Raw genomic sequence first — 24,708 nt, forward strand, 5'->3', positions numbered from 1 at the left:
CAGGGCGGTGATGCCGACCGGCTTGCGGGGGCACGCATGTCGCGTGCTTCGGCGCCGGTCGTCTGCGCGATTGCGTGCGATTGCGGTGCGGTCGGCGTCCGGTCGGCACAGCCCGGCCCTCCACGATATGCCCTCACTCCACCGTCACCGACTTGGCCAGATTCCTCGGCTTATCGATATCCGTCCCCCTTGCCAACGCCGCGTGATAAGCGAGCAACTGCATCGGCACCGTATGCAGAATCGGCGACAGCGGCCCGTAGTACTCATTGAGTCGAATCACCTCGATCCCCTCGCTCGGCACCAACCCGCAGTCCACATCCGCGAACACGAAAAGCCTGCCGTTCCGCGCGCTGACTTCATGCATGTTCGACCTGAGCTTTTCGAGCAGCACGTCATTCGGCGCCACCGCAATCACGGGCATTTCATTACTGACCAACGCCAGCGGCCCATGCTTCAACTCCCCGGCGGGATAAGCCTCCGCGTGGATATACGAAATCTCCTTCATCTTCAGCGCGCCTTCGAGCGCGATCGGATAGTGCATTCCGCGTCCGAGAAACAGCATGTTGTCGCGTCGCGCGAGCAGTTCCGACCAGCCCATGATCTGCGGCTCCAGCGCGAGCACCTTCGACATCGCATCGGGCAGATGCCGCAGCGCGCGCAGATGCGTCTTCTCCTCGTCGTCGCTCAACCGCCCGCGCACCTGCGCCAGTGACAACGTCAGCAAGAACAACGCCACGAGCTGCGTCGTAAAAGCCTTCGTCGACGCCACCCCGATCTCGATCCCCGCACGCGTGACGAACTGCAGCGCGCATTCGCGCATCAGCGCGCTCGTCGCGACGTTGCAGATCGCGAGCGTGTGCAGCATCCCGCGCTGCTTCGCGACGTGCACGGCCCCGAGCACGTCAGCCGTCTCGCCGCTCTGCGACACCGCGACGACCAGCGTGCGTGGATTCGGCACACTGTCGCGATACCGGAACTCGCTCGCGATCTCGACACTCGCCGGCAGCTTCGCGATGCTCTCGATCCAGTACTTCGCGGTCAGCGCGGCGTGATAACTGCCGCCGCACGCGAGCAGCAACACCGAATCGACGTCGTTGAACACGCGCCACGCGCCGTCGCCGAACAGCTCCGGCATGATCGACCCGACATCGAGCAGCGTATCGGCCACCGCCTGCGGCTGCTCGAAGATCTCCTTCTGCATGTAATAGCGATACGATCCGAGATCGGCCGCGCCGCTATGCGCGGCCACCCGCTGCACCGCACGCTCGACGCGCTGGCCGGCCGCATCGACGATCCAGTAGCGATGCAGCTGGATATCGGCAACGTCACCGTTCTCGAGGTAAGCGATCCGATCGGTGATGCCCGACAACGCGATCGCATCCGACGCCAGGAAATTCTCGCCATCCCCGACACCGACGACGAGCGGCATCCCGTCGCGCGCACCGACGATCCGGTGCGGCTCGTCGCGGCACATCACCGCGATCGCGTAGCTGCCGCGCAGTCGCGCGACCGCGCGGCGCACCGCGTCGAACAGGTCGCCGTCGTACAGGTGATCGATCAGGTGCGCGATTGCCTCGCTGTCGGTCTGGCTTGCGAACACATAACCATGCGCCTGCAGTTCCGCGCGCAGCTGATCGCAGTTCTCGATGATCCCGTTGTGCGACAGCGCGATGCGCGCGTTGTCGTCGCTCGGCGAGAAGTGCGGATGCGCGTTGAGCGTGACGGGCGCGCCGTGCGTCGCCCAGCGCGTATGCGCGATGCCGGTGTAGCCCGACAGCGCATGCCCGGCGATCTCGCGCTGCAGGTTGGCGACACGGTCGACGCTGCGCGCGCGGGCCAGCGCGCGATCGCGATAGACCACGACGCCGCACGAGTCGTAGCCGCGGTATTCGAGCCGCTTCAGCCCGTCGACGAGGTTCGGCAGGATGTCCCGCTGGGCAACCGCCCCGACAATTCCACACATAGCGCGCTCCGTAAATGTCCTGTCTGGACCCGTGACAGCGATGGTAGAGGCGTGTGAATGGAATTAAATTTCAAAATACATCAACGAATGAAACGGGCAGGCAATCAACTATCATGTTGAAATTAAATTTCACACCCTGACCGGAAGGAGCCGTCCATGGCCGGCATCACGCTCGACGATCTCGACCTGCGCATTCTCGCGATCCTGCAGGACGACGCATCGGTGTCGAACCTGCAACTCGCCGAGCGCGCGCTGTCGTCGCCGCCGACCTGCATGCGTCGCGTGCGGCGGCTGACGGAAGCGGGCGTGATCCGCCGCCAGGTCGCGGTGCTCGATCCGGTCGCGATCGGCACGGCGGTCACGGCGTTGATCGAGATCAGCCTCGACCGGCAGACGGCCGAAGACTACGATGCGTTCGAAGCCTACGTGTGCGCGGAGCCGGCGGTCACGCAGTGCTACCGCGTGTCGCCGGGGCCGGATTTCGTGGTCGTGGCCGACCTGGCCGACGTCGCCGAATACGACGCGTTCGCGCGGCGGCTGTTCACCGGCGCATCGAACGTCCGCAACGTGCGGACGTTCTTCTCGACGCATCGTGCGAAGTTCGAGGCGAACGCGCGGGTCGCGCATGCGATGCGCAAGCGTGCGTAATCGCGCGTAAGCGCAGCCGTCACGCCGCGGCGGCTGCCGCGAGTTGCAGCGGCTTGCCGTACCCGAAGCAGTGCGCCGGCTCGGGAAACACGCGCTGCCGCACGTCGTGCGCGTACTGGCGGATCGCGTCGCGCATCACCGCGTTCGCATCGGCGTAGCGCTTCACGAAGCGCGGCGTGTACGCGTCGAATGCGCCGATCATGTCCTCGGTCACGAGCACCTGCCCGTCGCATGCGGGCGATGCGCCGATGCCGATGGTCGGGATCGACAGTGTTTCGGTCAGATGGCGCGCGAGCGCTTCCGCTGTGCCCTCGACGACGACGCTGAACGCGCCGGCCCGCTCGGCCGCGCACGCGGCGTCGAACACCTGCGCGGCCGAGCGCGGGTCCATCCCCTGCGCGCGGAAGCCGCCGGTCGCATTGGCCTGCTGCGGCATGAGGCCGACGTGCGCCATCACCGGAATGCCGCGCTCCGTCAGGAAGCGGATCGTGTCGGCCATCTCGCTGCCGCCTTCGAGCTTGACGCCTTGCGCGCCGGTTTCGGCGAGCAGCCGCGCGGCGGAGCGATACGCTTGCGCGGGCGATTCCTGATACGTCGAAAACGGCAGATCGACGACGACGCACGCCTGCGCGGTGCCACGCACGACTGCCGCGCCGTGCGCGCTCATCATGTCGAGCGTGACGCGCAGCGTATCGGGCATGCCGTACAGCACCATGCCGACGGAGTCGCCGACGATGATCACGTCGGCCACTTCGTCGACGAGCTTCGCCATCGGCGCGGAATAGGCGGTGAGCGAGACGAGGCTGCCGATGCCTTTCGTCGCGCGGATTGCGGTGACGGTCTTGCGGGTGGTGCGGGTATGCGCGCTCATGAACGGAAGCCGTGAGAAAGAAGAGTCGTTACGGTAGCATCGCGATCGTGCATGCAATGACCTTCGGAGGACGTCTTATGTCGCTGGCGGGACAATCGGGTGATCCGTACGCGGTGCCGCCGATGGCGCGCCTGCCGAGGCCGCTGTTCGTGCGCGCGTTCGGGATTCCCGGCAACGCGAGCGTCGACGCGCATAGTCACCCGTGGGCCCAGCTGATGTATGCGACGAGCGGCGTGCTGGAGGTATCGACGCCGTCGGGCCGGCACCTGCTGCCGCCGCACTATGCGATGTGGATTCCGCCGCACGTGCCGCACGCGGTGTCGACGCGCGATTGCGTCGCGTTCCACAGCCTGTATCTCGACGATGCGATCGCGCGCGACGATGCCGCCGACGATTGCATGATCCTCTGCATGACGCCGCTGTTGCGCGAGCTGGTGATCGCGACCGGCGAGTTGCCGGTGGACTACGACGAGTCGGGGCCGGACGGTGCGCTCGTGTGCCTGATCGCTGACCGGATCGCGCGGATGCGGCCCGCGCCGCTGACGGTGCCGCTGCCGCACGATTCGCGTCTGCTCAAAATCGCGCGTGCGTTGCATGCGCATCCGGGCGACACGCGCAGCCTGGACGAATGGAGCCGTCAGGTCGGTGCGACACGGCGCACGCTGTCGCGTCTGTTCCGGCAGGACACGGGGCTGTCGTTCACCGAGTGGCGGCAGGCCGTGCGGCTGCTCGCGGCGCTGCCGCTGCTCGATGCGGGCGAGCCGATCGGCGCGGTGGCCGCACAACTGGGCTACGACTCGACGTCGTCGTTCATCGCGCTGTTTCAGGCGAAGTTCAACGTGACGCCGGGCGCGTATGCGAAGCGTGAAGCGCGCCGGCCGGCGTTGAGCGCATGACGCGGCAACGCGCGCCGCGGATCTTCGTTCAGAACGCCAGCGACTGCTGCATCGGATGACGTTCCCCGCGCGCGAACCCGGCGCCTTCGAGCGACAACAACGCGCGTTTGCGTTCGATGCCGCCTGCATAACCGGTCAGGCTGCCCGACGCGCCGATCACGCGATGGCACGGCACCATGATCGACACGGGATTGCGGCCAACCGCGCCGCCGACGGCACGCGCCGCGCTCGTCGGCAGCCCGACGCGTTCGGTGATGTCGCCGTACGACACGAGTTCGCCGAACGGAATCGCGAGCAGTTCCTTCCACACGCTGCGCTGAAACGCGGTGCCGCGCAGATGAATCGGCACCGAGAAGGTTTCGCGCGTGCCGGTGAAATATTCGGCGACTTCCTCGGCCACCTTGCGCGCGAGCGGCGACGCGCTGCGTACGTCCGCGTCCGGCGCGATCGCCAGCGACGGATAGTATTTCTGGCCGACGAAAAAAAGGCCTGTGAGCGCATCGTCCTCGATACGGATGGCGATGTCGCCCAGCGGGCTCGGAATCAGATGAGCGTGCGTCATCGCGAAGCTTCTCCATGAAGGTCGAGCAGCCCGTGGCCGGGCGCGAGCTCGGGCCGGCAGCGCATGCATGGCCGAAAGCCGGCCTTCTCGGCGGCCGCGGCGGTCGGGTAATAACTGCAGTTCCGCGCCTTCGGCGGTTTCACCGGGCAAACGGGGCGGCAATACACGCCGGTCGTCGACACGCCGACGAAGAACCAGCCGTCGAAGCGGCGGTTCCGCGCAAGCAGGGCGTCGTAGCAGGTGTCGGGATCGAGGCGCATGCGACGACTGTAAACCATCCGCGCCGCCGATTCTGGCTGGAATCGGACATGTGTATCGACGCGCCATCCCGCGTCGTGGCCTCGTTTCGCACGCGGGAGAATCCCGGAAAAACGGTTAATGCCACTCTGCGAAACAGTCATCTCTTTTTGCGCGGCCCATTTTGAGATGACTCATCGAAATCCCCGACTGACACGGCACCGGCCCACGCCCTATCCTTTGAAAAACGTTTTCCAGAACTCGACGGACGAGCGGCCGCGCCACGCAAGGGGCGTGGCCGCCGCCCGCCCCGGCGCCCGTCGTCGGTCACGGACAGCACAATCCAGCGGCGCGACGGGCGCGACCGCGTATCGGAGACATTCATGCAATCCGCCGTCGTCGGTGCCGTGCGCACCGCGGCCAGCCGCTACCGCTGGACCGTTTGTGCGCTGCTGTTCTTCGCGACCGTCATCAACTACATGGATCGACAGATCCTCGGCCTGCTCGCGCCGATGCTGCAGCACGACATCGGCTGGAGCCAGGTGCAGTACGGTCGCATCGTGATGGCGTTTTCCGCGTTCTATGCGATCGGCCTGCTCGGCTTCGGGCGCATCGTCGACTGGCTCGGCACGCGCATCTCGTATGCGGTCGCGATGCTGGTGTGGAGCATCGCGGCGATGCTGCACGCGGCAGTCGGCTCCGTGACGGGCTTCGCGGCGGTGCGCGCGCTGCTCGGGATCGGCGAGGGCGGCAACTTCCCGGCCGCGATCAAGACGACGGCCGAATGGTTTCCGCGCCGCGAACGCGCGCTCGCCACCGGCATCTTCAACTCGGGCGCGAACATCGGCGCGGTGTTCGCGCCGGCGATCATCCCGGCGATCGCGGTGGCCTACGGGTGGCGCGCGGCGTTCGTGATCATCGGCGCGATCGGCATCGTGTGGCTCGCGGTGTGGCTGCTGATGTATCGCACGGCCGACACGCGCGCACTCGCCGCGGAATACGACGAGCCGCGCGACGAAGCCGAAGCGCTCGACGCGGCGAACGCGGATGCCGGCGCGCCGCGCTGGGGCGAACTGATCCGCAAGCGCGAGACGTGGGCGTTCCTGATCGGCAAGTTCCTGACCGACCCGGTGTGGTGGTTCTATCTGTTCTGGCTGCCGAAGTGGCTCAACGAGTCGCGCGGGATGGACATGCAGCATATCGGCCTGCCGCTCGTGTGCATCTATGCGCTGACGACGGTCGGCAGCATCGGCGGCGGCTGGCTGTCGTCGGCGCTGCTGCGCGCGGGCTGGAGCGTGAATGGCGCGCGCAAGACGGCGATGCTGTTCTGCGCGTGCTGCGTGCTGCCGATCGCGTTCGTGTCGCAGGTGCATAGCCTGTGGATCGCGGTGCTGATCGTCGGTCTCGCGGCCGCCGCGCACCAGGGCTGGTCGGCGAACCTGTTCACGACGGCGTCCGACCTGTTCCCGCGCCGCGCGGTCGCGTCGGTGGTCGGCATCGGCGGGATGGCCGGCTCGATCGGCGGCGTGCTGTTCTCGGAAGTGATCGGCCAGGTGCTGCAACGCACGGGCCACTACTGGGTGCTGTTCGCGATCGGCGCGCTGGCCTACCTGCTCGCGCTGGCGATCATGCACATGCTCACGCCGAAGATGAAGCCCGCGAAGCTCGACGCGTGATCGCGTGCCGGCAAACGAACGCGCCGCCCGGAGGCGGCGCGTTTTTGTTTGCGAAGCGACGAATCAACGAATCAACGAATCAACGATACGCCGAAGCAGCGATACAGCGGATATTGAACGCGATGCGCGCTTCAACCCACCGCGGCCGTCGACGCGCGCATGATCAGCCGCGGCTCGAACGTCGAATAGCTCGCCTCGGTACGCCCGGCGAGCGCGTCGATCAGCTTCTGCATCGCGAGCTCGCCCATGTTTTCGCTCTGGATGTCGATGGTGGTCAGCGCGGGCGCCGCGTATGCGCCGTACGGCACGTTGTCGACGCCGGCAACCGACACGTCCTGCGGCAGCCGGAACCCGAGCGACGCCGCTTCCTTCATGAAGCCGAGCGCGATCAGGTCGTTGTAGCAGATCACGGCCTGCGGACGCTGCGGCCCGAGCATCACGCGCGAGCATGCGCGCTCGCCGGCTTCGGCGGTCGGCGCGTGCGCGTCGTGCACGTCGAGCGTGAGCCCCGCTTCCGCGAGACAGTCGCGCGCGCCCTGGATCCGTTCGTCGTTCACGCGCGCGGGCCCGAAGCCGAGGTACGCGATGCGCGTATGGCCGAGATTGAGCAGGTGACGCGCGAGCATGTAGGTGGCGAGCCGGTTGTCGATGCCGACGCTCGGAATCGGCAGGCCGGGGCTGCGCCGCAGCAGCACGAGCGGCTTGTGCAGGTCGAGCATCCAGCCGGCCTGGTCGTCGGGCATCCGCGTGCTGACGATCAGCCCGTCGACGCGCTGCGCGAGCGCCTCGATCAGCGAGCGTTCGCGCGCCTGGTTCTCCTCGGTATCGACGAGCAGCAGCGTGTAGTCGTGCTGGAGCGCGACGCGGTTCGCGCCCTTCACGACGTTCGTGAAGTGCGGATTGCTGATGTCGAGGATCACGAGGCCGATGGTGCGCGTGCGCCCGGTGATCATCGAGCGCGCGAGCGGGTTCGAACGGTAGCCGAGCCGCTCGATCGCTTCCTTGAGCCGCGCTTCGACGGTCGGCGAAAAGCGCTGCGTGCCGTTCACGTACTTGGAGACCGTCGCGACCGACACGCCGGCTTCCGCGGCCACGTCGCGGATCGTCGGGGAAACTTTTTTCATCGGAAGGGTAACGTTTTCGTTCGATTGCACCGGATTGTGGCAGAAAAAGCCGGCGTCCGGCCGCCGGACGATATCGGGAAAGTGCGGATGGGTGCGAACAGGTTCAGCCATTGACGTTCGGCTTTTGCCCCGCGTATAGTTGGAAAACGTTTTCCGATCGTTTGCCGGCTCCGCCGGTTTCGGGCAACGTCCAGCACACCTCAGAACAGATTCAAGGAGATTCGATGAACGCCACATCCACCGGCGCACGCAAGCCGTTCGGGCGCCTGCTGCTGACCGGCGCGGCCGGCAATCTCGGCCGTCAGGTGCGCGGCGCGCTGGCGAACTGGGCCGACGTCGTGCGCGTGAGCGACATCGCCGCGCTGGGCGACGCCGCCCCGCACGAAGAAACCCGCGTCGTCGACCTGGCCGACCGGCCGGCGGTGATGGCACTCGTCGACGGCGTCGACGCGATCGTCCACCTCGGCGGCATTTCGGTCGACGCGCCGTTCGACGATCTCGTCGATGCGAACATCACCGGCACGTACAACCTGTACGAAGCCGCGCGCAAGCACGGCGTGAGGCGCGTCGTGTTCGCGAGCTCGAACCATGCGATCGGGTTCCATCCGGTCACGGAAGTGCTCGATGCCGATTCGCCGCAGCGTCCGGACAGCCTGTATGGCGTGACGAAGTGCTTCGGCGAGTCGCTGTCGCGCTACTACTTCGACCGCTTCGGGATCGAGACGGTGTGCCTGCGGATCGGCTCGTCGTTCGAAGTGCCGAAGAACCCGCGCATGCTCGTGACGTTCCTCAGCTATCGCGACTTCATCGAGCTCGTGCGCTGCTCGCTGCTGACGAACCGCGTCGGCCACGCGATCGTCTACGGCGTGTCGGACAACCCGGTGAAGTGGTGGGACAACACGAAGGCCGGCTTCCTCGGCTTCCGGCCGCAGGACAGTTCCGAGCAGTTCGCCGGGCTGTTCCCGGTGACGGCGCCGAGCGCCGAGTACGACGATCCCGCGCAGCGCTTCCAGGGCGGCGGGTTCGTCGTCGGCGAGCCGATGGAGCGCAACGCGAAGTAAGCGAGGCCGGCTCGCGCACGTCGATCAGCGCAGGACGTCCGTCGCCTTGTGCCGCTCGTCCACGCCGTCGCTGCGACGTAAGCAAATCCGCGCAGCCGTGCGCGCGGGCCGGCGCGCGTGAGCCACACCGCAAGACCCGGCGCACGCGTGCGCTCGCCGCGCCTACGCGCGCTTGCGCATCGGCCGAGCGTGCGCCATCGGCGCAGGCGCCGGCACCGACTCGGCTTCCTCCTTGCACAGCTTGTCGAGCATGCGTTGCGCGGCGCCCGCGCAATCCTCGCCGGCCGGCTTGTTCGCGATCTCGTCGATCAGCGTCTGCAGGTTGCGCCGGTTCTGCGCGAGCCGCTGCTCGAGCAGCGCGATTTCGTCGACCTTGTGCCGCAACGCCTCCAGCAGTTCGTCGCGCGGCCATGCGCCGAGATCGGGCGGCAGCACCGCGCGGATCTCGTCGAGCGCAAAGCCCGCGCGCTGCGCGCGGTCGATGATCGCGAGCCGCGTCAGCGCTTCCGGCCCGTATTCGCGATAGCCGTTCGCCTGCCGGCGCGCCGGTTCGAGCAGGCCGCTCGCTTCGTAGAACCGGATGCGCGACGCCGCGATGCCGCTGGTGCGCGCCAGCTCGCCGATTTTCATGCTTGTGCTCCAGAGGGGCTTGACCTTGAAGCTGACTTTAAAGTTATGGTTGGGCATCGTCAATCGAGGAAGTCCACCATGAACCTGTTTGCGCCCCTCACGCTGCCCAATGGCGCGGTGATCCCGAACCGGCTCGCCAAGGCCGCGATGGAAGAGAACATGGCCGATGCGGATCACGCGCCGTCCGACGCGTTGCTGCGCCTGTACCAGGCGTGGGCCGACGGCCGGGCGGGCCTGATCCTGACCGGCAACGTGATGGTGGACGGCCGCGCGATGACGGGGCCGAACGGCGTCGTGCTCGACAGCGACGCGCATCTCGACCGCTTCCGGCGATGGGCGCAGGTCGCGCGCTCCGGCGGCGCGCACGTGTGGATGCAGATCAACCATCCGGGGCGCCAGATGCAGGCGGCGCTCGGCCAGACGACGCTCGCGCCGTCGGCCGTGCCGCTCGCGCTCGGCGCGCTGTCGAAGCAGTTTCCGGTGCCGAAGGAGATGACGGAAGCCGACATCGCCGACGTGCAGCAGCGCTTCGTGCGCGCCGCGCAGCTTGCCGAGCAAAGCGGCTTCACCGGCGTGCAGATCCACGCGGCGCACGGTTACCTGCTGAGCCAGTTCCTGTCGCCGCTGACGAACCGCCGGCAGGACGCGTGGGGCGGCAGCATCGAGCACCGCGCGCGGCTACTGCTCGACATCGTGCGTGCGGTGCGTGCGACGGTATCGCCGGCGTTCGTCGTGTCGGTCAAGCTGAATTCGGCCGATTTCCAGCGCGGCGGCTTCAGCGCGGACGATGCGAAGCGCGTCGTCGAACTGCTGAATCCGCTGGGCGTCGATCTCGTCGAACTGTCGGGCGGCAGCTACGAAGTGCCGGCGATGCAGGGCGAGGCGCGCGACGGACGCACGCTGGCCCGCGAAGCGTATTTCCTCGAATTCGCACGGGACATCACGGCGGTCGCGGCGATGCCGCTGATGGTCACGGGCGGGATCCGGCGTCGCGCGGTGGCCGAGCAGGTGGTCGCGAGCGGCGTGGCGATGGTCGGCATCGCGACCGCGCTGTCGATCGAGCCGAACCTGCCGCGCGACTGGCAGGCCGGCAAGGACAGCGCGCCGGCGCTGCAGCCGATCCGGTGGAAGAACAAGGCGCTGGGCGCGCTGGCGAACATGGCCGTCGTGAAGTTCCAGCTCGCACGGTTGAGCGTCGGGCGGCGTACGCATCCGGGCGTGTCGCCGCTGCGCGCGCTGCTGTCGCAGCAACTCGCCGCGCAGTGCCAGACGCGGCGGTACCGCAAGTGGATGGCGGGGCGGGCGGCGCGCTAGCCGCGCACGCGGCGCGTCGGGCTGCCCGAGGCTCGCTCACACCGGATACGCGTCGTCGACCTTCAGGTTCGCGAGCCGGAACAGCGTGCGCAGCGTCTGCGGATGAATGTCGCGGTGCGCGGCGAGCGACGTCAGCATGAAGTCGAGGACCTTCGCGTAGCGCAACAGCACGAGGCAGTGCGCGAGATCCGCGCTGCCGCCGCGCATGGCTTCCGCGTAGCTGACCATCCGGGTCGACAGCGTGCGCGCCATCTCGAGTTCCATCTGCTGCTTTTCCGTCCATTCGGGCTGCGGCTGTTCGAGCAGTTTCGCGAGGAAGATCTGGAACGACGTATCGGACGAATTGGGCAGCGCATCCATGATGTGCCTCGCAGCTTGCGTGGATCGTTCGGGCGTATCCGGGGACGGTCCCGATCCGGGTTCGTGTTCGCGCCGATCGTCGGCGCGGCTGTCACTGCAATGCGAATGCAGGTTCCGTACCAGCCCTCGATCCGATTGTTGAGCACTGTTGACGCGGGGCGCGGCAGCGGTCATCGCGTCCCGCCGGGACTGGCTTGCACGGAAAATCGGGCAGGGCGCCCGTCCGCCGCGCGCGATCGCGGTCGGCCGCGCGACAGGGGCCGGACGGACGAAATGCTTCAGCGATGTAACGTAACGCCGGGTTGAAATCGGTCGAGTGTGTCGATCGACGAAGCGCTGCAAGGTCGCGGAGCATGGGCGTCGGCGGCGTCCCCGCGGCTTCGGGACGGTCTCGTGCGGCGAGCCGCGACGCCACCCGCCGCCACCCGCCGCGCATTGAAGGCGCGCGCCGCATGCGCCGGATGTTTCATATCCGAGACGTTTTTTTCGCGGCCCGCCGGACGCACGTGCAACCGGCGTCACGCGCGCCCTCCAACTGGCCCAGCGAATAACCCGACAACTGTTCATGGGCAGCGGCGCCGGGTTCGCGAACAATCACCGCATCATCCCCCGCGAGGTTCGACATGAGCGTCCACGCCTTCTTCTCGGCCAACCTGCTGCTGGCCTACACGGCTTACTTCGTCGGCACGGCCAGCCCCGGCCCGAGCAATCTCGCGATCATGTCGGTCGCCGCGAACCACGGCCGCAAGGCGGCGCTCGCGTTCGCGCTCGGCGTGATCTCCGGTTCGATGTGCTGGGCGACGGTGGCCGCTTTGGGCGTTTCGGCCGCGCTGCTCGCATGGTCGAAGCTGCTGCTCGCGATCAAGCTATTCGGCGGCGTGTATCTGCTGTGGCTCGCGTTCAAGTCCGGCCGCACCGCGTGGGCGGCGAAGGCGGGCGCCGCGCTGAAAGCTGCGCCCGAGCAGACGCTGTCGCGCTTCTTTGCGCGCGGCGCGATGCTTCACCTGACGAATCCGAAAGCGATCCTGGTGTGGGTGTCGATCGTCGCGCTGTCGTCGAACGGCGCAGGCGCGTCGCACGGCGCCGTCGTGCCGGGCTGCCTCGCGATCGGCTGCGCGGTGTTCGGCGGCTATGCGCTGGTATTCTCGACGGACGGCGCGCGCCGGCTGTACGTGCGCGGCCGCCGCATGATGGACGCGTGTCTCGCGGTGGTGTTCGGGCTCGCCGGGGTCCGGTTGCTCGCGTCCAACGTGTGAGCGAGCCTGCCGCGGTCACCAGAACCCAAATCCCGAATCCCCGAATCCCCGAATCCCCGAATCCGAAAACAGATGATCCGCCGCGTGCGCACGCGGCGGATCGTCGATCGCACCGTCCCGGCTTCAGCGCTTCAGAAGATGAAGCCGGTATTGATGAACTTCGAGTAGTGATCCGACACGATCGAATCGAGCAGCTGCTTGCTGCCGTCGGTCTGCTTCGCCGCGACCATCGAGCGGATCGAGAACGCGCGCAGCGCGTCGGTCACCGACAGCGTGCCTTCCGCCGAATCCTTGCGCCCGGCGAACGGGAACACGTCCGGCCCGCGCTGGCACTGGCAGTTGATGTTCACGCGGCACACCTGGTTCACGAGCGGATCGACGAGCGCGCCGATCTGCGCCGGATCGGAACCGAAGATGCTGACCTGCTGGCCGTGCTCCGAGGTCGTCACGTAGTCGAGCGCGGTTTCCACGTCGTCGAACGGCGCGACCGGAATGATCGGCCCGAACTGCTCCTCGCGATACAGCTTCATCCCTTCGGACACCGGATACACGACGGCCGGGTAGAACAGCGTCTTGCTGAACTCGCCGCCCGACTGGTTGACGACCTGCGCGCCGCGGGCCTTCGCGTCGTCGATCGCGTCGGTCATGTACGCGGTGCGATGCATGCCCGGCAGCGGCGTGATGCTCACGCCTTTCTCCCACGGCATGCCGATCTTCAACTGCTCGAGCGCGGCGGTGAAGCGCTTCAGGAATTCGTCGACGATCGAGCGATGCACGAGCAGCATCTTCAGCGCGGTACAGCGCTGGCCGTTGAACGACAGCGCGCCGAGCAGGCACTCCTTCACGGTGAGGTCGAGATCGGCGTCGGGCAGCACGATCGCCGCGTTCTTCGCGTCGAGGCCGAGGATCGCGCGCAGCCGGTGCGACTTCGGGTGCTGCTTCTTCAGGTGATCGGCGACCTTGCTCGAACCGATCAGCGCGAGCACGTTGATCTTGCCCGACGCGAGCATGTGCGGCACGACCACCGCGCCCGGCGCGTAGATCGTGTTGATCACGCCCTTCGGGAACGCGTCGCGGAACGCCTCGAGCAGCGGCTCGAACAGCAGCGTGCCGTACTGCGGCGGCTTGAACACCACCGTGTTGCCCATCAGCAGCGCGGGGATCAGCGTCGCGAAGGTTTCGTTCAGCGGGTAGTTGTACGGCCCCATGCACAGCACGACGCCGAGCGGCGTGCGGCGGATCTGGCCGATCGTGCCTTCCGCGATCACGAAGCGCGAGTTCGCGTTGTCGAGCTCCTTCAGCGCGTCGATCGTCTGCGTCATGTACGTGACGGTGCGGTCGAACTCCTTCTGCGAATCGGCGAGGCTCTTGCCGATCTCCCACATGATCAGGTTCACGACCAGCTCGCGCTGCGCGACCATCCGCTTGATGAAGTCCTGCATGCAGGCGATGCGCTGTTCGACCTTCATCGTCGGCCACTCGCCGCGGCCCGAGTCGTACGCGCGCACCGCGGCGTCGAGCGCCGCGTCGCTTTCCGTCTCGCCCATCACCGGATAGCTGCCGATCTCCATCTGCGCGACGCTGCCGTCCGGCTGGCGCACGCACACGGGCGACAGCACGGTCTTGGTCGTGCCGTCCCACGGGCGCAGTTCGCCGTCGACCAGCGACACGCGCTGGTGGATGGGGGCTGCGAGCCGGAACTCGGCGGGGATGTCCTGATAGGCGGGAAACAGCTGCTGCAGGGAAGCGGAATCGGGCATGACGGTCTCGTTTGACGGGGGTGTCCGGTAAGGACGGGCGATGCGGAATCCTGAGCTGAACGATCCTCGATCCTGAATCGGCATGATGACGCGCGGACGACGGGACGTCACGCGTCGGCATGGCCGAAACGCGGAATGGAACCAGTTCCATTAAAAAGGAACGCCGAGCCGATTGCAAGATTTGCCGAATGCCACCGCACCGTGCGTAAACAATTTGAAGGATTGTGTCCGAATGGCGGGTATAAGCCGCCCGGTGCATGCGCAAACGTTTCACTTCGGCCGCATTGAGCGGATAATGACCCGGCGCGGCGAAGAAAAAATTGCCCGGAACCTGAGAGAAAACAGACGCAGTGAAGAAAAGAGAGAAGGTCCGCCGCGCTGCCGAAGCGAGGTCGGCTGCCCGGAGCGCCGGGTCGGGGTTGCCCGGCTCGGCGCGCACCGGACCTCCGGTGACGCGACGCGATCACTCGACGTCTTCGTCGTCCTCCGCATCCATGTCATCGTCCTCCCTGTCCCGCCCCGGCGCCGCATACGCGCTCGCCTGTTCCAGCAACCACGCCCGAAACGACTCCAGCGGCTTGCTGTGGCTGAACTCCGTCGGATACACGAGGTAGTACGCCGAATCGCCGACCGTCGCCGCGTCGCACGGCACGACGAGGCCGAGCTGCTGCAACTGTTCCTCGACGAAGAACTTCGGCACCAGCGCGACGCCGAGCCCGGCCGCGGCCGCGCTGATCAGCATCGTGTGCAGCTCGTAGCGCACGCCCTGCATCGTGCGGATGTCCTCGACGCCGTGCGTCTCGAACCACTGCGCCCACGCGCCGGGACGCGTGGTCGAGTGCAGCAGCGGATACGCGAGCAGGTCCTCCACGCGTTCGACCGGCCCGTCGAGCAGCGCCGGCGAGCAGATCGGCACGACTTCCTCGCCGAACAGGTAGTCGGACGACGTGCCGGGCCAGGTCGGCTTGCCGTAGTGGATCGCGGCTTCGAAGTGGGTGTCCTCGAACGAGAACAAATCGGTGCGGCTGCCCATGTTCACGCGCACGTCCGGCGTGCGGTCGTAGAAGCTCTTGATGCGCGGAATCAGCCAGTGCGACGCGAAGGTCGGCAGCACCGCGAGTTCCAGGTAGCCGCCGCCGCTGCCGTGCGCGATGATCGACAGCGTGTCGCGGTCGAGCGCCTCCAGCGCGCGCCGCACCTGCGTGCCGTACAGCTTGCCGGCGCGCGTCAGCACGACGCGCTGCTTCACGCGCGCGAACAGCCGCACGCCGAGGCTCGCCTCGAGCGTCGCGATCTGCCGCGATACCGCGCTTTCGGTCAGGAACAGCTCCTTGGCCGCGTGCGTGAAGCTCTCGTGGCGCGCCGCGGCTTCGAAAGCCACGAGCGCACCCATGTTGGGGATCTTGAATTTGCGCATGATGCTCGTTTTGTCTGACGAACGGACCGGCCCGCGGCGGGCCGTCGGACGTGTGCTGGGACTGCAAATAATTCCAAAAACTCATCACGTGTCAATTTAATCTCGCTTTACGCCCCGCTGCAACCCTTTGAATAATGCATCCCACGCAAGGCCAGGCGCCCGCTGGGCGGCCGGCCAATCGAGTTGCCGGCACGTTTGCCGGCGGTCCCCCGAACACGAGAATCCTGATGCGCAATCCGAATATCGAGAGCTTGCTGACGAAGCTGCTGGGACAGGCGAAGACCGACGCCCTGTTCGCGACCCTGAACATGCCGGCCATCCTCGACGAATGGGAAACCGACGTTGTCACGCGCGCGGAAATCGCGCAGGCGATGAACATGGCGCTGTTCGAAGGGCTGCTCGAACGTTCGGCGAACGGCCGCGCGTATACGGCCGATGCCATCGAAAACGGCGGCTCGGTCTACTTCGACCACGGCGCGCTGCGCACGGTGCGCTGGCCGCACACGGGCGCGCTGCCGCCGGGCGAAGCCGCGTTCACGCGCATCCTGCGTCCGCTCGGCTTCCGCCTGAACGGCCGCTATCCGCTCGACAAGCTCGGCATGACCGGCCGCGCGTATGCGCACGAAGACGCGCCGGACGAGATCGCGCAGTTCTTCGTCAGCGAACTGCATCCGGAGCGCTTCTCGAAGGAATTCCAGCAGGCCGTGACGAACGTCGTGAGTTCGTCGCGCGATCCGCTGTCGCCGGCGGCCGTCGCGCTTCTGTGGGAGATCGAGCGTGAAGGCTGGCTGTCGCTCGACGCCGCGCACGCGCTGCTGCCCGAGATCGTCGGTGCGTTCGCGCGCCAGCACGACCTGCCGAACGAACTCGACTACGAAACGCTGCTGCTCGAATCGGCCGAGATGGCGTGGATCGCGACCGAAGGCAACGCGTTCAACCATGCGACCGATCGCGTGGCCGACGTGTTCAAGCTGTCCGACGACGAGAAGGCGAAGGGGCGGCCGATGAAGCCGGAAGTCGAGCGCTCGCGTTCGGGCCGTGTGTTCCAGACCGCGTATCGCGCGGACATCGTCGAGCGCGAGTTCCGCACGCGCGACGGCGGCACGGTGAAGCGCAACGTGCCGGGCTCGTTCTACGAGTTCATCACGCGCCGTCGCACGTTTGACCAGGCGGCGCGCCGGTGGGTGACGGACCTGCGTTTCGATGCGGGCAACGCGCAGGGCATCTTCAAGATGACGGCGAACGCGGCGAAGTAAGCGCGACGCCGCACGAAAAAAACGGGCCGGTGGCTGAGCATAGCCACCGGCCCGTTTGCGTTGAATGGGCGCCGCGATCGTCAGAACAGGTGCGTCACCAGATAGAACAGCAGCAGCACGCCGATCGGTACGCCGAGCAGCCAGGCGATCAGATACTTGCCCATGTCGTTGTCCTCTTCATGGCCGCGACGCGGGATGCGTCGCGGCGGGGTGAGACGACCGGCGCGTTACAGCTCGCGATCGAATTCCTTCAACTGCTTCTCGGCTTCGTCGCGCGCAATCCCGTAACGCTCCTGGATCCTGCCGGAGAGGTAGTCGCGGTTGCCTTCGGCGACCTTCAGGTCATCGTCGGTCAGCTTGCCCCACTTCGCCTTCATCTTGCCGGTCAGCTGCTTCCATTGACCCTTGATCTTGTCCTCGTTCATGATGCGCTCCTGTCATAAGGGGAGAAAAAAGTGCGGCACGCGGCCGCGTGATAGCTCAGGCCTTCGCCTTCAGGCCCGCTGCGTCGACGTGCTTCACGCCCTTGATCGAGCGCGTCGCGGCGACGGCCTTCTTCACCGCGATCCTCGACGGCAGCACGCCCGTCAGCGTGACGACGCCGTCGACCGTCTTCACGCTGATGTGCGTACTCTTCACGCCCTCGGTGGTCGCGAGTTCGCTCTTCACCTTGGTCGTGATCCACGTGTCGGTCACGGGCTGGTTCGATTCCGTCTTCATGCCTTCGTCGGACGACGACGCCTGTGCGTTCGTGAGCGGGGCGGCGCAAAGCAGGAACGCCGCGCTGACGGCGAGCAACGCCGACAGGTTCGAGGTCTTGTTCATGGGATGTGCTCCTTCGATTGACGTGATGGATGGGCGAGTCGGTGCAGGCGCGCCGCGCGTCATCGCGCGATCGGCGTGTCGTAGCCGGGCTCGCGCGGCGGCATGTCCGGGCGCGGCACGTCGGGCGGCAACGGCACCGGCGGATCGGTGCCGGGCGACGGTTCGGGCGGATTGTCCGGAGCCGGCTCGGGCCGCGTCGGATCGGGTGTCTGATGCAGCTTCATCAGTTGGTCCTCCTCTGCGGTATGGAAGGGCAGCGCGTGAGCGCCGATGCAGTACCAGCGTACCGGCGCGAACGCACGCGGGCATCGCGCAAATTCACCGGATCGGCTAGTGCGTTTGCACGGGGACGGAACGGCGAAGCGGGAACGGGAAATGCGTCGTGACACGCGCGATGCGGGACGACAGACGCGGGAGGCGCGCCGCGCGCCGCTTGGCGGGATGGCGCACGCAGGCGGCGCGGCATGCGAATGTACTATTGCGCAGGGTGCATCCGCGCCTCTCGACCGCGTCGACCGCACGCGATCATCGCGGCGCGCGCCGGCCGCACATGTCGGCGCTTATCGGCGCTTATCGGCGCGGCGGCGACCCGCCCGGCAACAATATCGACCACGTGGACCACCGATCAATGGACGAACGAGTCAACGAACAGGTGCTCAAGTCGCATACCGACCGGCGCCAGCTGCATCAGATCATCGCGGGGCTCACCGAGGGCGTGATCCTCATCGAACCCGACCAGCGCATCGTATGGGCGAACGAGGCCGCGCTCGCGATGCACGGCGTGACCGAGCTCGACGCGCTCGGCGCGGACGTCACCGAGTATCGCGAGCGCTTCCGGCTGCGCTACCGGAACAACCGTCCGGTGCGCGACGGCCACTATCCGATGGACCGCGTGATCGCGGGCGAGGAGTTCAGCGACGTGACGGTCGAAGTCGAATCGGCGGCCGACGAGAACGTGAGCTGGGTTCACCGGATCCGCAGCCTCGTGCTGACGAACGCGGCCGGCGAGCCCGACTGTCTCGCGCTCGTGCTGCACGATGCGACCGAATGGGCGAGCGCCGAGGACCGCTTCGAGCGCACGTTCAACGCGAACCCGGCGCCGGCCGTGATCTGCCGGCTCGACGACCTGCGCTACGTGAAGGTCAATCAAGGGTTCCTCGAGATGACCGGCCATGCGCGCGACGACGTGCTCGGCCGCTCCGTCTACGAACTCGACGTGCTCGAACAGGCCGAGCGGCGCGAACTCGCGATCGAGCGGCTGGGCGAGGGCGCGACGATCCCGCAGATGGAGGCCGTGCTCAAGCGCGCGGACGGCGGCACGAAGGCGGTGGTGGTCGCCGGGCAGCCGATCGACATGAACGGCGAGCCGTGCATGCTGTTCACGTTCATGGATCTCGAGCCGCGCAAGCAGGCCGAGCTCGCGCTGCGGCAGAGCGAGGAGCGCTTCGCGAAGGCGTTCCGGATGGCGCCGGTCGCGACCGCGATCGTCACGGCCGACGGTTTCGTGCTGCTCGACGTGAACGATGCGTTCGTCGGGATGGCCGGCCATGCGCGCGACGACCTGCTCGGCAAGTCCGCGGACGAGATCGGCTTGTGGGCCGAACGCGGCGCACGGCAGTGCATCGACACGCAACTCGCGCGCGACGGCAACGTGCGCAATGCAGATGTGCAGATCCGTACGCGCGACGGCGACGTGCGCGATTGCGTCGTGTCGGCCGAGCCGGTCGCGATTCACGGGCAGGATTGCCTGCTGATCGCGCTGCTCGACATCAGCGATCGCAAGCGCACCGAGATGGAACTCGTCTATGCGATCGAGACCGCGATGCAGGATGCGTCGTGGTTCAGCCGCACGCTGATCGAAAAACTGGCGAACGTGCGGCGCGCGAATGCGCCGGACGCGGGCGCGCAGCTGTCGGACCTCACCGCGCGCGAGCGCGACGTGTTCGACCTGCTGTGTCACGGCCTCGCCGACAAGGAGATCGCCGGCCGTCTCGGGCTCGCGCCGAACACGGTCCGCAATCACGTCGCGACGATCTACGCGAAGCTCGACGTGCATAGCCGCGGCGAGGCGATCGTGTGGGCGCGCGAGCGCGGGATTGTCGGCACGTCCGACGCGAACGGTGCGCGCGGCGAGAAAGCTGCCGACAAGGACGGCAAGAACTGACGCCGGCCGTCGGGCCATCGGTGCGAATGCACCATGCAGGCTGGTGCATCCGCATCTGCCGCGCGCCGCGCGCGGCTGCGATCCTGTCCACTCGGCGGTGCGGCGCGGCTGCCGTGCCGTCGTCTCTCTCCCCAACTCATCGCAGGAGACGACCATGGACAGGAATCGCATCGAAGGCAAGCTCAAACAGGTGAAGGGTTCGGTCAAGGAAGCGCTCGGCAAGGTGACGGGCGACCGCGAGACGGAAGCGGAAGGCGTGGCGGAGCAGCAGGCCGGCAAGCGTCAGGAGCAGGCCGGCGAGGCGGCCGATGCGGTGCGCAAGCAGACGGGCACCGACCGGCATTGAGCGGCACCGCGCGCCATTGATCGAATCGCGCGAGGTGCGCTGCGTTGCCGCCGTGTGGCACGGCGATGATTCTCCATCGGCATGACCCGACGCGGCCTTGGGGCAACGGTACGTGCGCGCACCCCGCTCGATGCGTTTGCTTCCAGGCCGCCGTCGCGCGGGCCGCGGATCGGTGGCACGCGCACTTGATGACAATTCCTCACAACATAGTTCCGATATTTCGTTTGCTGCACGCGTATTGGCTACCCACAATCGGTTCACCTCTTTCGCGCTGACAGGTTCCTCGGAGACGGAACCGCGGTGATCGACCGGCAGGCGATGCGCCCTTGCGCGACGACGCTTCCGGCGACCGAAAAAATCACCGGCACGCGAGAGGTCGCCGGCGCGCGATGGTCGCGCGTCGCATCCCGACCCACAGAAGAAGGATTGGCCGATGACGTTCCGCATTCGTTCGCTTTCCGGCATTGCATTGACCGCTGCGATTCTCGCGTTCCAGACGGGCGCGGCCCATGCGCAGGAAACCGTCGTCAAGGTCGGCGTTGCCGTGCCGCTGACCGGCGGCGGCGCCGCGTACGGCAAGGACATCGAGAACGGCGTGCGCATGGCCGTCGACGAGGCGAACGCCGCGCACCCGACGATCGGCGGCAAGCCGGTGAAATTCGTCGTCGCGTCGCAGGACGACCAGAGCGATCCGCGCATCGGCGTGCAGGCCGCGCAGCAGCTGACCGACGCGCAGGTGGCCGTCGTGGTCGGCCACTTCAATTCGGGCACGACGCTGCCCGCGTCGAAGATCTACGCGAAGGCCGGCATTCCGATGATCACGCCGTCGGCGACCAATCCCGACATCACGCGCGCCGGGCTCGGCACCGTGTACCGCGTGATCGCGACCGACGCGCAGAACGCCGGCAATGCCGGTGCGTATGCGGCGAGCGTGACCAAGGCGAAGCGCATCGCGATCATCGACGACCGCACCGCGTTCGGCCAGGGCGAGGCCGACGAATTCGAGAAGGCCGCGAAGGCGAACGGCGGCACGATCGTCGCGCGCGAATTCACGAACGACAAGGCCGTCGACTTCAGCGCGCAGCTCACGAAGATCAAGAGCACGAATGCCGACCTGGTGTTCTTCGGCGGCCTCGACGCGCAGTCGGCGATGCTGGTCAAGCGCATGCGCCAGCTCGGCATCCGCGCGCAGTTCCTGGCCGGCGGCGGCGTGATGAACGCGAACTTCATCAAGCTCGCGGGCAATGCGGCCGAAGGCGCGTCCGTGTGGGAATACGGGCAGCCGCTGTCGCGTCTCGCGAAGGGCAAGCAGTTCGAAACGAAATTCAAGCAGAAGTACGGCGTCGACATGCTCGCGTATGCGCCGTTCGCGTACGACGCGACGTGGATCGCGATCAACGCGATGCAGAAGGCGAACTCGACGAAGCCGGCCGATTTCAACGGCGCGCTGAAGGGCACGCGCTACGACGGCATCACCGGCACGATCGCGTTCACGAACACGGGCGACCTGAAGAACCCGAGCTCGACGCTGTATGAAGTGAAGAACGCCGCGTGGCAGCCCGTCACCACGCAAACGGCGGACTGAGTACCCGAATTACCCGAACGCGCGCGGACTTTCGCGGCGAGCCCGGACGTGCTGAAATAGCCCCAGCGATCGGATGCGATTGCGGCGCATGTCGGGGCGATTCGCCGGGTGGTCACGGTCTGCCGCGCACGGCGCCGCGCGCGACGCGGCACGAACAACCTTCGGGCGCGGCCGGCCGGCCGCGCCTTTCACGTGCAACTGGAGTCAGTCGTGAGTTCTCAAGTCGTCATCGTCGGCGGTGGTGTGATCGGCAGCTCGATCGCCTATTTCCTGCGTGCTACCGATCCGACGGTGTCCGTCACCGTCATCGAACGCGATCCCACCTATGCGAAATCGTCGTCGGCGCTGTCGGCCGCGTCGATTCGCCAGCAGTTCTCGACGCCGCTGTCGATCGAGATGTCGCTGTTCGGGATCGACTTCCTGCGCACGATCGGCGAGCGGCTCGAAGTCGACGGCACGCGGCCGTCGATCGATCTGCATGAAGGCGGCTACCTGTTTCTCGCGACGCCGGCTGGTGACGCGACGCTGCGCGAGAACCACGCGCTACAGACGAAGCTCGGCGCCGATATCCGGTTGATGGATCGCGACGCGCTGCGCGCGAAGTTTCCCTGGCTGAACGTCGACGATCTCGTGTCGGGCGCTTATGGCGCGAGCGGCGAAGGGTGGTTCGACGGTTACGGGCTCGTGCAGGCGCTGCGCAAGAAGGCGCAGGCGCTCGGCGCGCGGTATGTGCCGGCCGACGTGACCGGCGTCGTGCGCGATGGTCGCAAGATCACGCACGTGGTGACGAACGACGGCGAGCGCTACGCATGCGACACGCTCGTCAACGCGGCCGGTGCGTGGACGCGCACGCTGTCGTCGATGATGGGCATCGACATTCCCGTGTACGCGCGGCGTCGCAGCATCTTCAACGTGTCGTCGCCGGCGAAGCTCACCGATTGCCCGCTGCTGATCGATCCGACCGGCGTGTATTTCCGGCCGGAAGGGCGCACGTACATCTGCGGGACGTCGCCGAGCCCCGATCGCGACCCCGACGATCTGCCGCTCGACGAGGTCGATCACGACCTGTTCGACGAGGTGATCTGGCCGACGCTCGCGAATCGCGTGCCGGAGTTCGAGGCGCTGCGCGTGGAGAACTGCTGGTCCGGGTACTACGAGTACAACGTGTTCGATCACAACGCGATCATCGGGTATCACCCCGAGCTCGCCAACGTCGTGTTCGCGAACGGGTATAGCGGGCACGGGCTGCAGCAAGGGCCCGCAACCGGGCGTGGGGTGAGCGAGCTGATCCTGGGCGGGCGATACGAATCGCTCGACCTGTCGTCGCTCGGCTGGGAGCGTGTGCTCGAAAACCGGCCGATCGTCGAAAAGAACGTCGTGTAGCGCGGCGTGACCGCCCGGTGTGTGGTGGGCGGGATTCTCCTTGTGTCTCAAACTGATTGGCCCGGCTTTGCCGGGCTTTTTTTTGTTTATCGTGGTTGGGGAGGGTGCGGAAAGGGCTGGCGGCATTCGGCGGCGGATTCAACCGGTCGATGCAACAGCTTGATGGAATCGTGCAGCCGGTGTATCGAAGTTTAGTGTCTTGCGGGGACGTTCGTTGGGCCGTCGGGCAATGGCGTTAAGCTTGGCCTGCGGGTAGGCAGAGATTTCCACTCTTTACTCCTTGCCGGTCTCCCGGCGCTCCGACAAGTTTTATTGCGCTCTACGGTTCTGATCGGGACTGGGTTGCAGTGGCCCGGTCATGCGCTATAAGCCAGGAGGGGACGGCAAGGGTAGGCCGGGCGGGGGCGGGGGCGGAGATGGCTGGGACGACAGTGATGAAGGGGACGGCAGAGACGGAGGGGACGGCAGGGACGGCGGCTTTGGCAACCCACCTGCGGGAGGCTTGAGCATACTGATAACGGATTTGAGCTTCTGGGTGATGACCTCGGTGACCGCCGTTTTCGCTTTTTCCGCGAGCGCCTCGCACACGGCACGGGTGATCTCGGGCGGAGTGGCGCCGTTTGTGGTCGCGCCGATATTGGCGAGATGCAGCGGAGGCAGCGGGACCGTAAGCGCGCCTCCGGGCAGGTGAATGTCAAGTGAGAGCACGCCCCCCATGACAGTGAGGTTGCGGATGATGACCTTGTGCGCGTTGCTGCCGGCCTGGATGGCGGCTGGGGTGGCGGAATAGGCTTGGGCTTTGTTCTTGATGGTCTCAAGGTTGCTGGTGGCGGTGAGACTTTGCGTCTCGTAAGTAATCTGCGGTGCGATGACTGTGGCGGTATCAACAATGACCGGGCCGCTGCCGAGAATTGAGCCAGTCTCCACATGCAAAGCGATACGGTCCACCACTACGGCGTAGGGCGAAGAGAAACCAGTGGGGTTGCTCACGGTAAGTCCATCAAGCTCACCCACGCCGGTTAAGGGCGAGAATTCGACGTTACCCACGAGCACCTGCGTCTGGCTCGCAAGCGCGCCTTCCGTCTCGATGGCGGACTTGATGGATGGTTCGAACCGGGCGAGCAGGGTCCATAGCGCAACAGCGGCGACGGCGAGCAGGGTGGCGATGGCAAGTCCGAGGGTTTTTTGCATGGTGTTGGGTGATCCATGAAAGGCGATGGCCTTTCCTGACGCGCGGCCGTGTTAATCAGCAGTCCAAATATCGACTACAGAAGTGGCTTGCAAATAGAAAAATTGGAAAGCGGTATGGAGGGGGGCAGGACGTTGAGTGCGCAGCGTAAGGGGGACTGAGCGGCAAGCGGTTGAGCGCGAGGA

The 24,708-nt window shown here is 66.6% G+C and carries 23 protein-coding genes and 2 pseudogenes; 11 read left to right on the forward strand and 14 right to left on the reverse strand.

Annotated elements, in window-relative coordinates; genetic code table 11:
* Positions 1–133 precede the first annotated feature (133 nt).
* Complete coding sequence (glmS, locus tag U5A56_RS16630) at positions 134–1,963, reverse strand: glutamine--fructose-6-phosphate transaminase (isomerizing) (RefSeq protein ID WP_321923448.1); 1,830 nt, start codon at positions 1,961–1,963, stop codon at positions 134–136.
* A 156-nt stretch (positions 1,964–2,119) separates the two neighbouring features.
* On the opposite strand from glmS, the gene U5A56_RS16635 reads away from it, so the two are divergent.
* Complete coding sequence (locus U5A56_RS16635; RefSeq protein ID WP_006761025.1) at positions 2,120–2,611, forward strand: Lrp/AsnC family transcriptional regulator; 492 nt, start codon at positions 2,120–2,122, stop codon at positions 2,609–2,611.
* A gap of 19 nt (positions 2,612–2,630) precedes the next feature.
* Here U5A56_RS16635 and panB read toward each other — a convergent pair whose 3' ends face one another.
* Positions 2,631–3,482 carry a 3-methyl-2-oxobutanoate hydroxymethyltransferase gene (panB, locus tag U5A56_RS16640; protein WP_044848348.1) on the reverse strand — a complete coding sequence of 284 codons (852 nt, stop codon included), beginning with the start codon at positions 3,480–3,482 and terminating at the stop codon, positions 2,631–2,633.
* 77 nt (positions 3,483–3,559) lie between these two features.
* On the opposite strand from panB, the gene U5A56_RS16645 reads away from it, so the two are divergent.
* Positions 3,560–4,378 carry a helix-turn-helix transcriptional regulator gene (locus tag U5A56_RS16645; RefSeq protein WP_321923450.1) on the forward strand — a complete coding sequence of 273 codons (819 nt, stop codon included), beginning with the start codon at positions 3,560–3,562 and terminating at the stop codon, positions 4,376–4,378.
* Positions 4,379–4,406: 28 nt separating this feature from the next.
* On the opposite strand, the gene U5A56_RS16650 is transcribed toward U5A56_RS16645, so the two are convergent.
* Both U5A56_RS16650 and U5A56_RS16655 read right to left on the reverse strand, forming a co-directional pair.
* Entirely contained in the window at positions 4,407–4,940 is a 534-nt protein-coding gene (locus U5A56_RS16650) for a methylated-DNA--[protein]-cysteine S-methyltransferase (protein WP_321923452.1), read from the reverse strand.
* An 11-nt stretch (positions 4,941–4,951) separates the two neighbouring features.
* Positions 4,952–5,218 (reverse strand): annotated as a pseudogene (locus U5A56_RS16655) (Ada metal-binding domain-containing protein); the annotation flags it as partial.
* A 342-nt stretch (positions 5,219–5,560) separates the two neighbouring features.
* Here U5A56_RS16655 and U5A56_RS16660 point away from each other — a divergent pair.
* Positions 5,561–6,853 (forward strand): MFS transporter, encoded by a 1,293-nt coding sequence (locus tag U5A56_RS16660; protein WP_321796364.1) that lies wholly within the window; start codon positions 5,561–5,563, stop codon positions 6,851–6,853.
* A 131-nt stretch (positions 6,854–6,984) separates the two neighbouring features.
* Here U5A56_RS16660 and U5A56_RS16665 read toward each other — a convergent pair whose 3' ends face one another.
* Positions 6,985–8,088, reverse strand: coding sequence for a LacI family DNA-binding transcriptional regulator (locus U5A56_RS16665; RefSeq protein ID WP_321923454.1), 1,104 nt, complete (start codon positions 8,086–8,088; stop codon positions 6,985–6,987).
* 113 nt (positions 8,089–8,201) lie between these two features.
* Between U5A56_RS16665 and U5A56_RS16670 the strand changes: the two genes are divergently transcribed.
* Positions 8,202–9,038 carry an NAD(P)-dependent oxidoreductase gene (locus U5A56_RS16670; RefSeq protein WP_321923456.1) on the forward strand — a complete coding sequence of 279 codons (837 nt, stop codon included), beginning with the start codon at positions 8,202–8,204 and terminating at the stop codon, positions 9,036–9,038.
* Positions 9,039–9,200: 162 nt separating this feature from the next.
* Here the strand turns inward: U5A56_RS16670 and U5A56_RS16675 are convergent, their stop codons facing one another.
* A complete protein-coding gene (locus U5A56_RS16675; protein ID WP_321796372.1) occupies positions 9,201–9,668 on the reverse strand; it encodes a MerR family transcriptional regulator in 468 nt (155 codons plus the stop codon).
* 78 nt (positions 9,669–9,746) lie between these two features.
* Between U5A56_RS16675 and U5A56_RS16680 the strand changes: the two genes are divergently transcribed.
* A complete protein-coding gene (locus U5A56_RS16680) occupies positions 9,747–10,982 on the forward strand; it encodes an NADH:flavin oxidoreductase/NADH oxidase family protein (protein WP_321923458.1) in 1,236 nt (411 codons plus the stop codon).
* A gap of 36 nt (positions 10,983–11,018) precedes the next feature.
* Here U5A56_RS16680 and U5A56_RS16685 read toward each other — a convergent pair whose 3' ends face one another.
* A complete protein-coding gene (locus tag U5A56_RS16685; protein ID WP_124489271.1) occupies positions 11,019–11,342 on the reverse strand; it encodes a DNA-binding protein in 324 nt (107 codons plus the stop codon).
* A 623-nt stretch (positions 11,343–11,965) separates the two neighbouring features.
* Here U5A56_RS16685 and U5A56_RS16690 point away from each other — a divergent pair.
* Complete coding sequence (locus tag U5A56_RS16690) at positions 11,966–12,598, forward strand: LysE family translocator (RefSeq protein ID WP_321923461.1); 633 nt, start codon at positions 11,966–11,968, stop codon at positions 12,596–12,598.
* A gap of 131 nt (positions 12,599–12,729) precedes the next feature.
* On the opposite strand, the gene U5A56_RS16695 is transcribed toward U5A56_RS16690, so the two are convergent.
* Together U5A56_RS16695 and U5A56_RS16700 are read right to left on the reverse strand one after the other, a co-directional pair.
* On the reverse strand, positions 12,730–14,358 hold the full coding sequence (locus U5A56_RS16695) for an NADP-dependent glyceraldehyde-3-phosphate dehydrogenase (RefSeq protein WP_321923463.1): 1,629 nt from the start codon (positions 14,356–14,358) through the stop codon (positions 12,730–12,732).
* 463 nt (positions 14,359–14,821) lie between these two features.
* Positions 14,822–15,775 (reverse strand): LysR family transcriptional regulator, encoded by a 954-nt coding sequence (locus U5A56_RS16700; protein WP_044848360.1) that lies wholly within the window; start codon positions 15,773–15,775, stop codon positions 14,822–14,824.
* 227 nt (positions 15,776–16,002) lie between these two features.
* Between U5A56_RS16700 and U5A56_RS16705 the strand changes: the two genes are divergently transcribed.
* Positions 16,003–17,031: a DUF1338 domain-containing protein gene (locus U5A56_RS16705; protein ID WP_124489273.1), complete on the forward strand. Its 1,029-nt coding sequence runs from the start codon at positions 16,003–16,005 to the stop codon at positions 17,029–17,031.
* 227 nt (positions 17,032–17,258) lie between these two features.
* Here the strand turns inward: U5A56_RS16705 and U5A56_RS16710 are convergent, their stop codons facing one another.
* From U5A56_RS16710 to U5A56_RS16720, 3 genes are read right to left on the reverse strand one after another with little or no spacing between them, the layout of a single operon-like run.
* A complete protein-coding gene (locus U5A56_RS16710; protein ID WP_044849025.1) occupies positions 17,259–17,456 on the reverse strand; it encodes a CsbD family protein in 198 nt (65 codons plus the stop codon).
* A gap of 55 nt (positions 17,457–17,511) precedes the next feature.
* On the reverse strand, positions 17,512–17,856 hold the full coding sequence (locus U5A56_RS16715) for a BON domain-containing protein (RefSeq protein WP_044849024.1): 345 nt from the start codon (positions 17,854–17,856) through the stop codon (positions 17,512–17,514).
* Positions 17,857–17,915: 59 nt separating this feature from the next.
* Positions 17,916–18,080, reverse strand: coding sequence for a hypothetical protein (locus tag U5A56_RS16720; protein ID WP_167357956.1), 165 nt, complete (start codon positions 18,078–18,080; stop codon positions 17,916–17,918).
* A gap of 404 nt (positions 18,081–18,484) precedes the next feature.
* Between U5A56_RS16720 and U5A56_RS16725 the strand changes: the two genes are divergently transcribed.
* The 4 genes from U5A56_RS16725 to U5A56_RS16740 all read left to right on the forward strand — a co-directional run bounded on the left by U5A56_RS16725 (position 18,485) and on the right by U5A56_RS16740 (position 23,334).
* Positions 18,485–20,020 carry a helix-turn-helix transcriptional regulator gene (locus tag U5A56_RS16725; RefSeq protein ID WP_124524189.1) on the forward strand — a complete coding sequence of 512 codons (1,536 nt, stop codon included), beginning with the start codon at positions 18,485–18,487 and terminating at the stop codon, positions 20,018–20,020.
* A gap of 154 nt (positions 20,021–20,174) precedes the next feature.
* Positions 20,175–20,366, forward strand: coding sequence for a CsbD family protein (locus U5A56_RS16730; RefSeq protein ID WP_124530190.1), 192 nt, complete (start codon positions 20,175–20,177; stop codon positions 20,364–20,366).
* A gap of 433 nt (positions 20,367–20,799) precedes the next feature.
* Complete coding sequence (locus U5A56_RS16735; protein ID WP_044849022.1) at positions 20,800–21,951, forward strand: branched-chain amino acid ABC transporter substrate-binding protein; 1,152 nt, start codon at positions 20,800–20,802, stop codon at positions 21,949–21,951.
* Positions 21,952–22,161: 210 nt separating this feature from the next.
* Entirely contained in the window at positions 22,162–23,334 is a 1,173-nt protein-coding gene (locus U5A56_RS16740) for an FAD-binding oxidoreductase (RefSeq protein ID WP_321923466.1), read from the forward strand.
* A 138-nt stretch (positions 23,335–23,472) separates the two neighbouring features.
* Here U5A56_RS16740 and U5A56_RS16745 read toward each other — a convergent pair.
* A pseudogene (locus U5A56_RS16745) lies at positions 23,473–23,595 on the reverse strand (IS30 family transposase); the annotation flags it as partial.
* Between the two features lie 102 nt (positions 23,596–23,697).
* A complete protein-coding gene (locus U5A56_RS16750; protein WP_321923468.1) occupies positions 23,698–24,525 on the reverse strand; it encodes a hypothetical protein in 828 nt (275 codons plus the stop codon).
* Between the last annotated feature and the right edge of the window lie 183 nt (positions 24,526–24,708).

Source organism: Burkholderia sp. BCC1998 (assembly GCF_905339875.1).
In the GTDB taxonomy this organism is placed as follows: Bacteria; Pseudomonadota; Gammaproteobacteria; order Burkholderiales; family Burkholderiaceae; genus Burkholderia.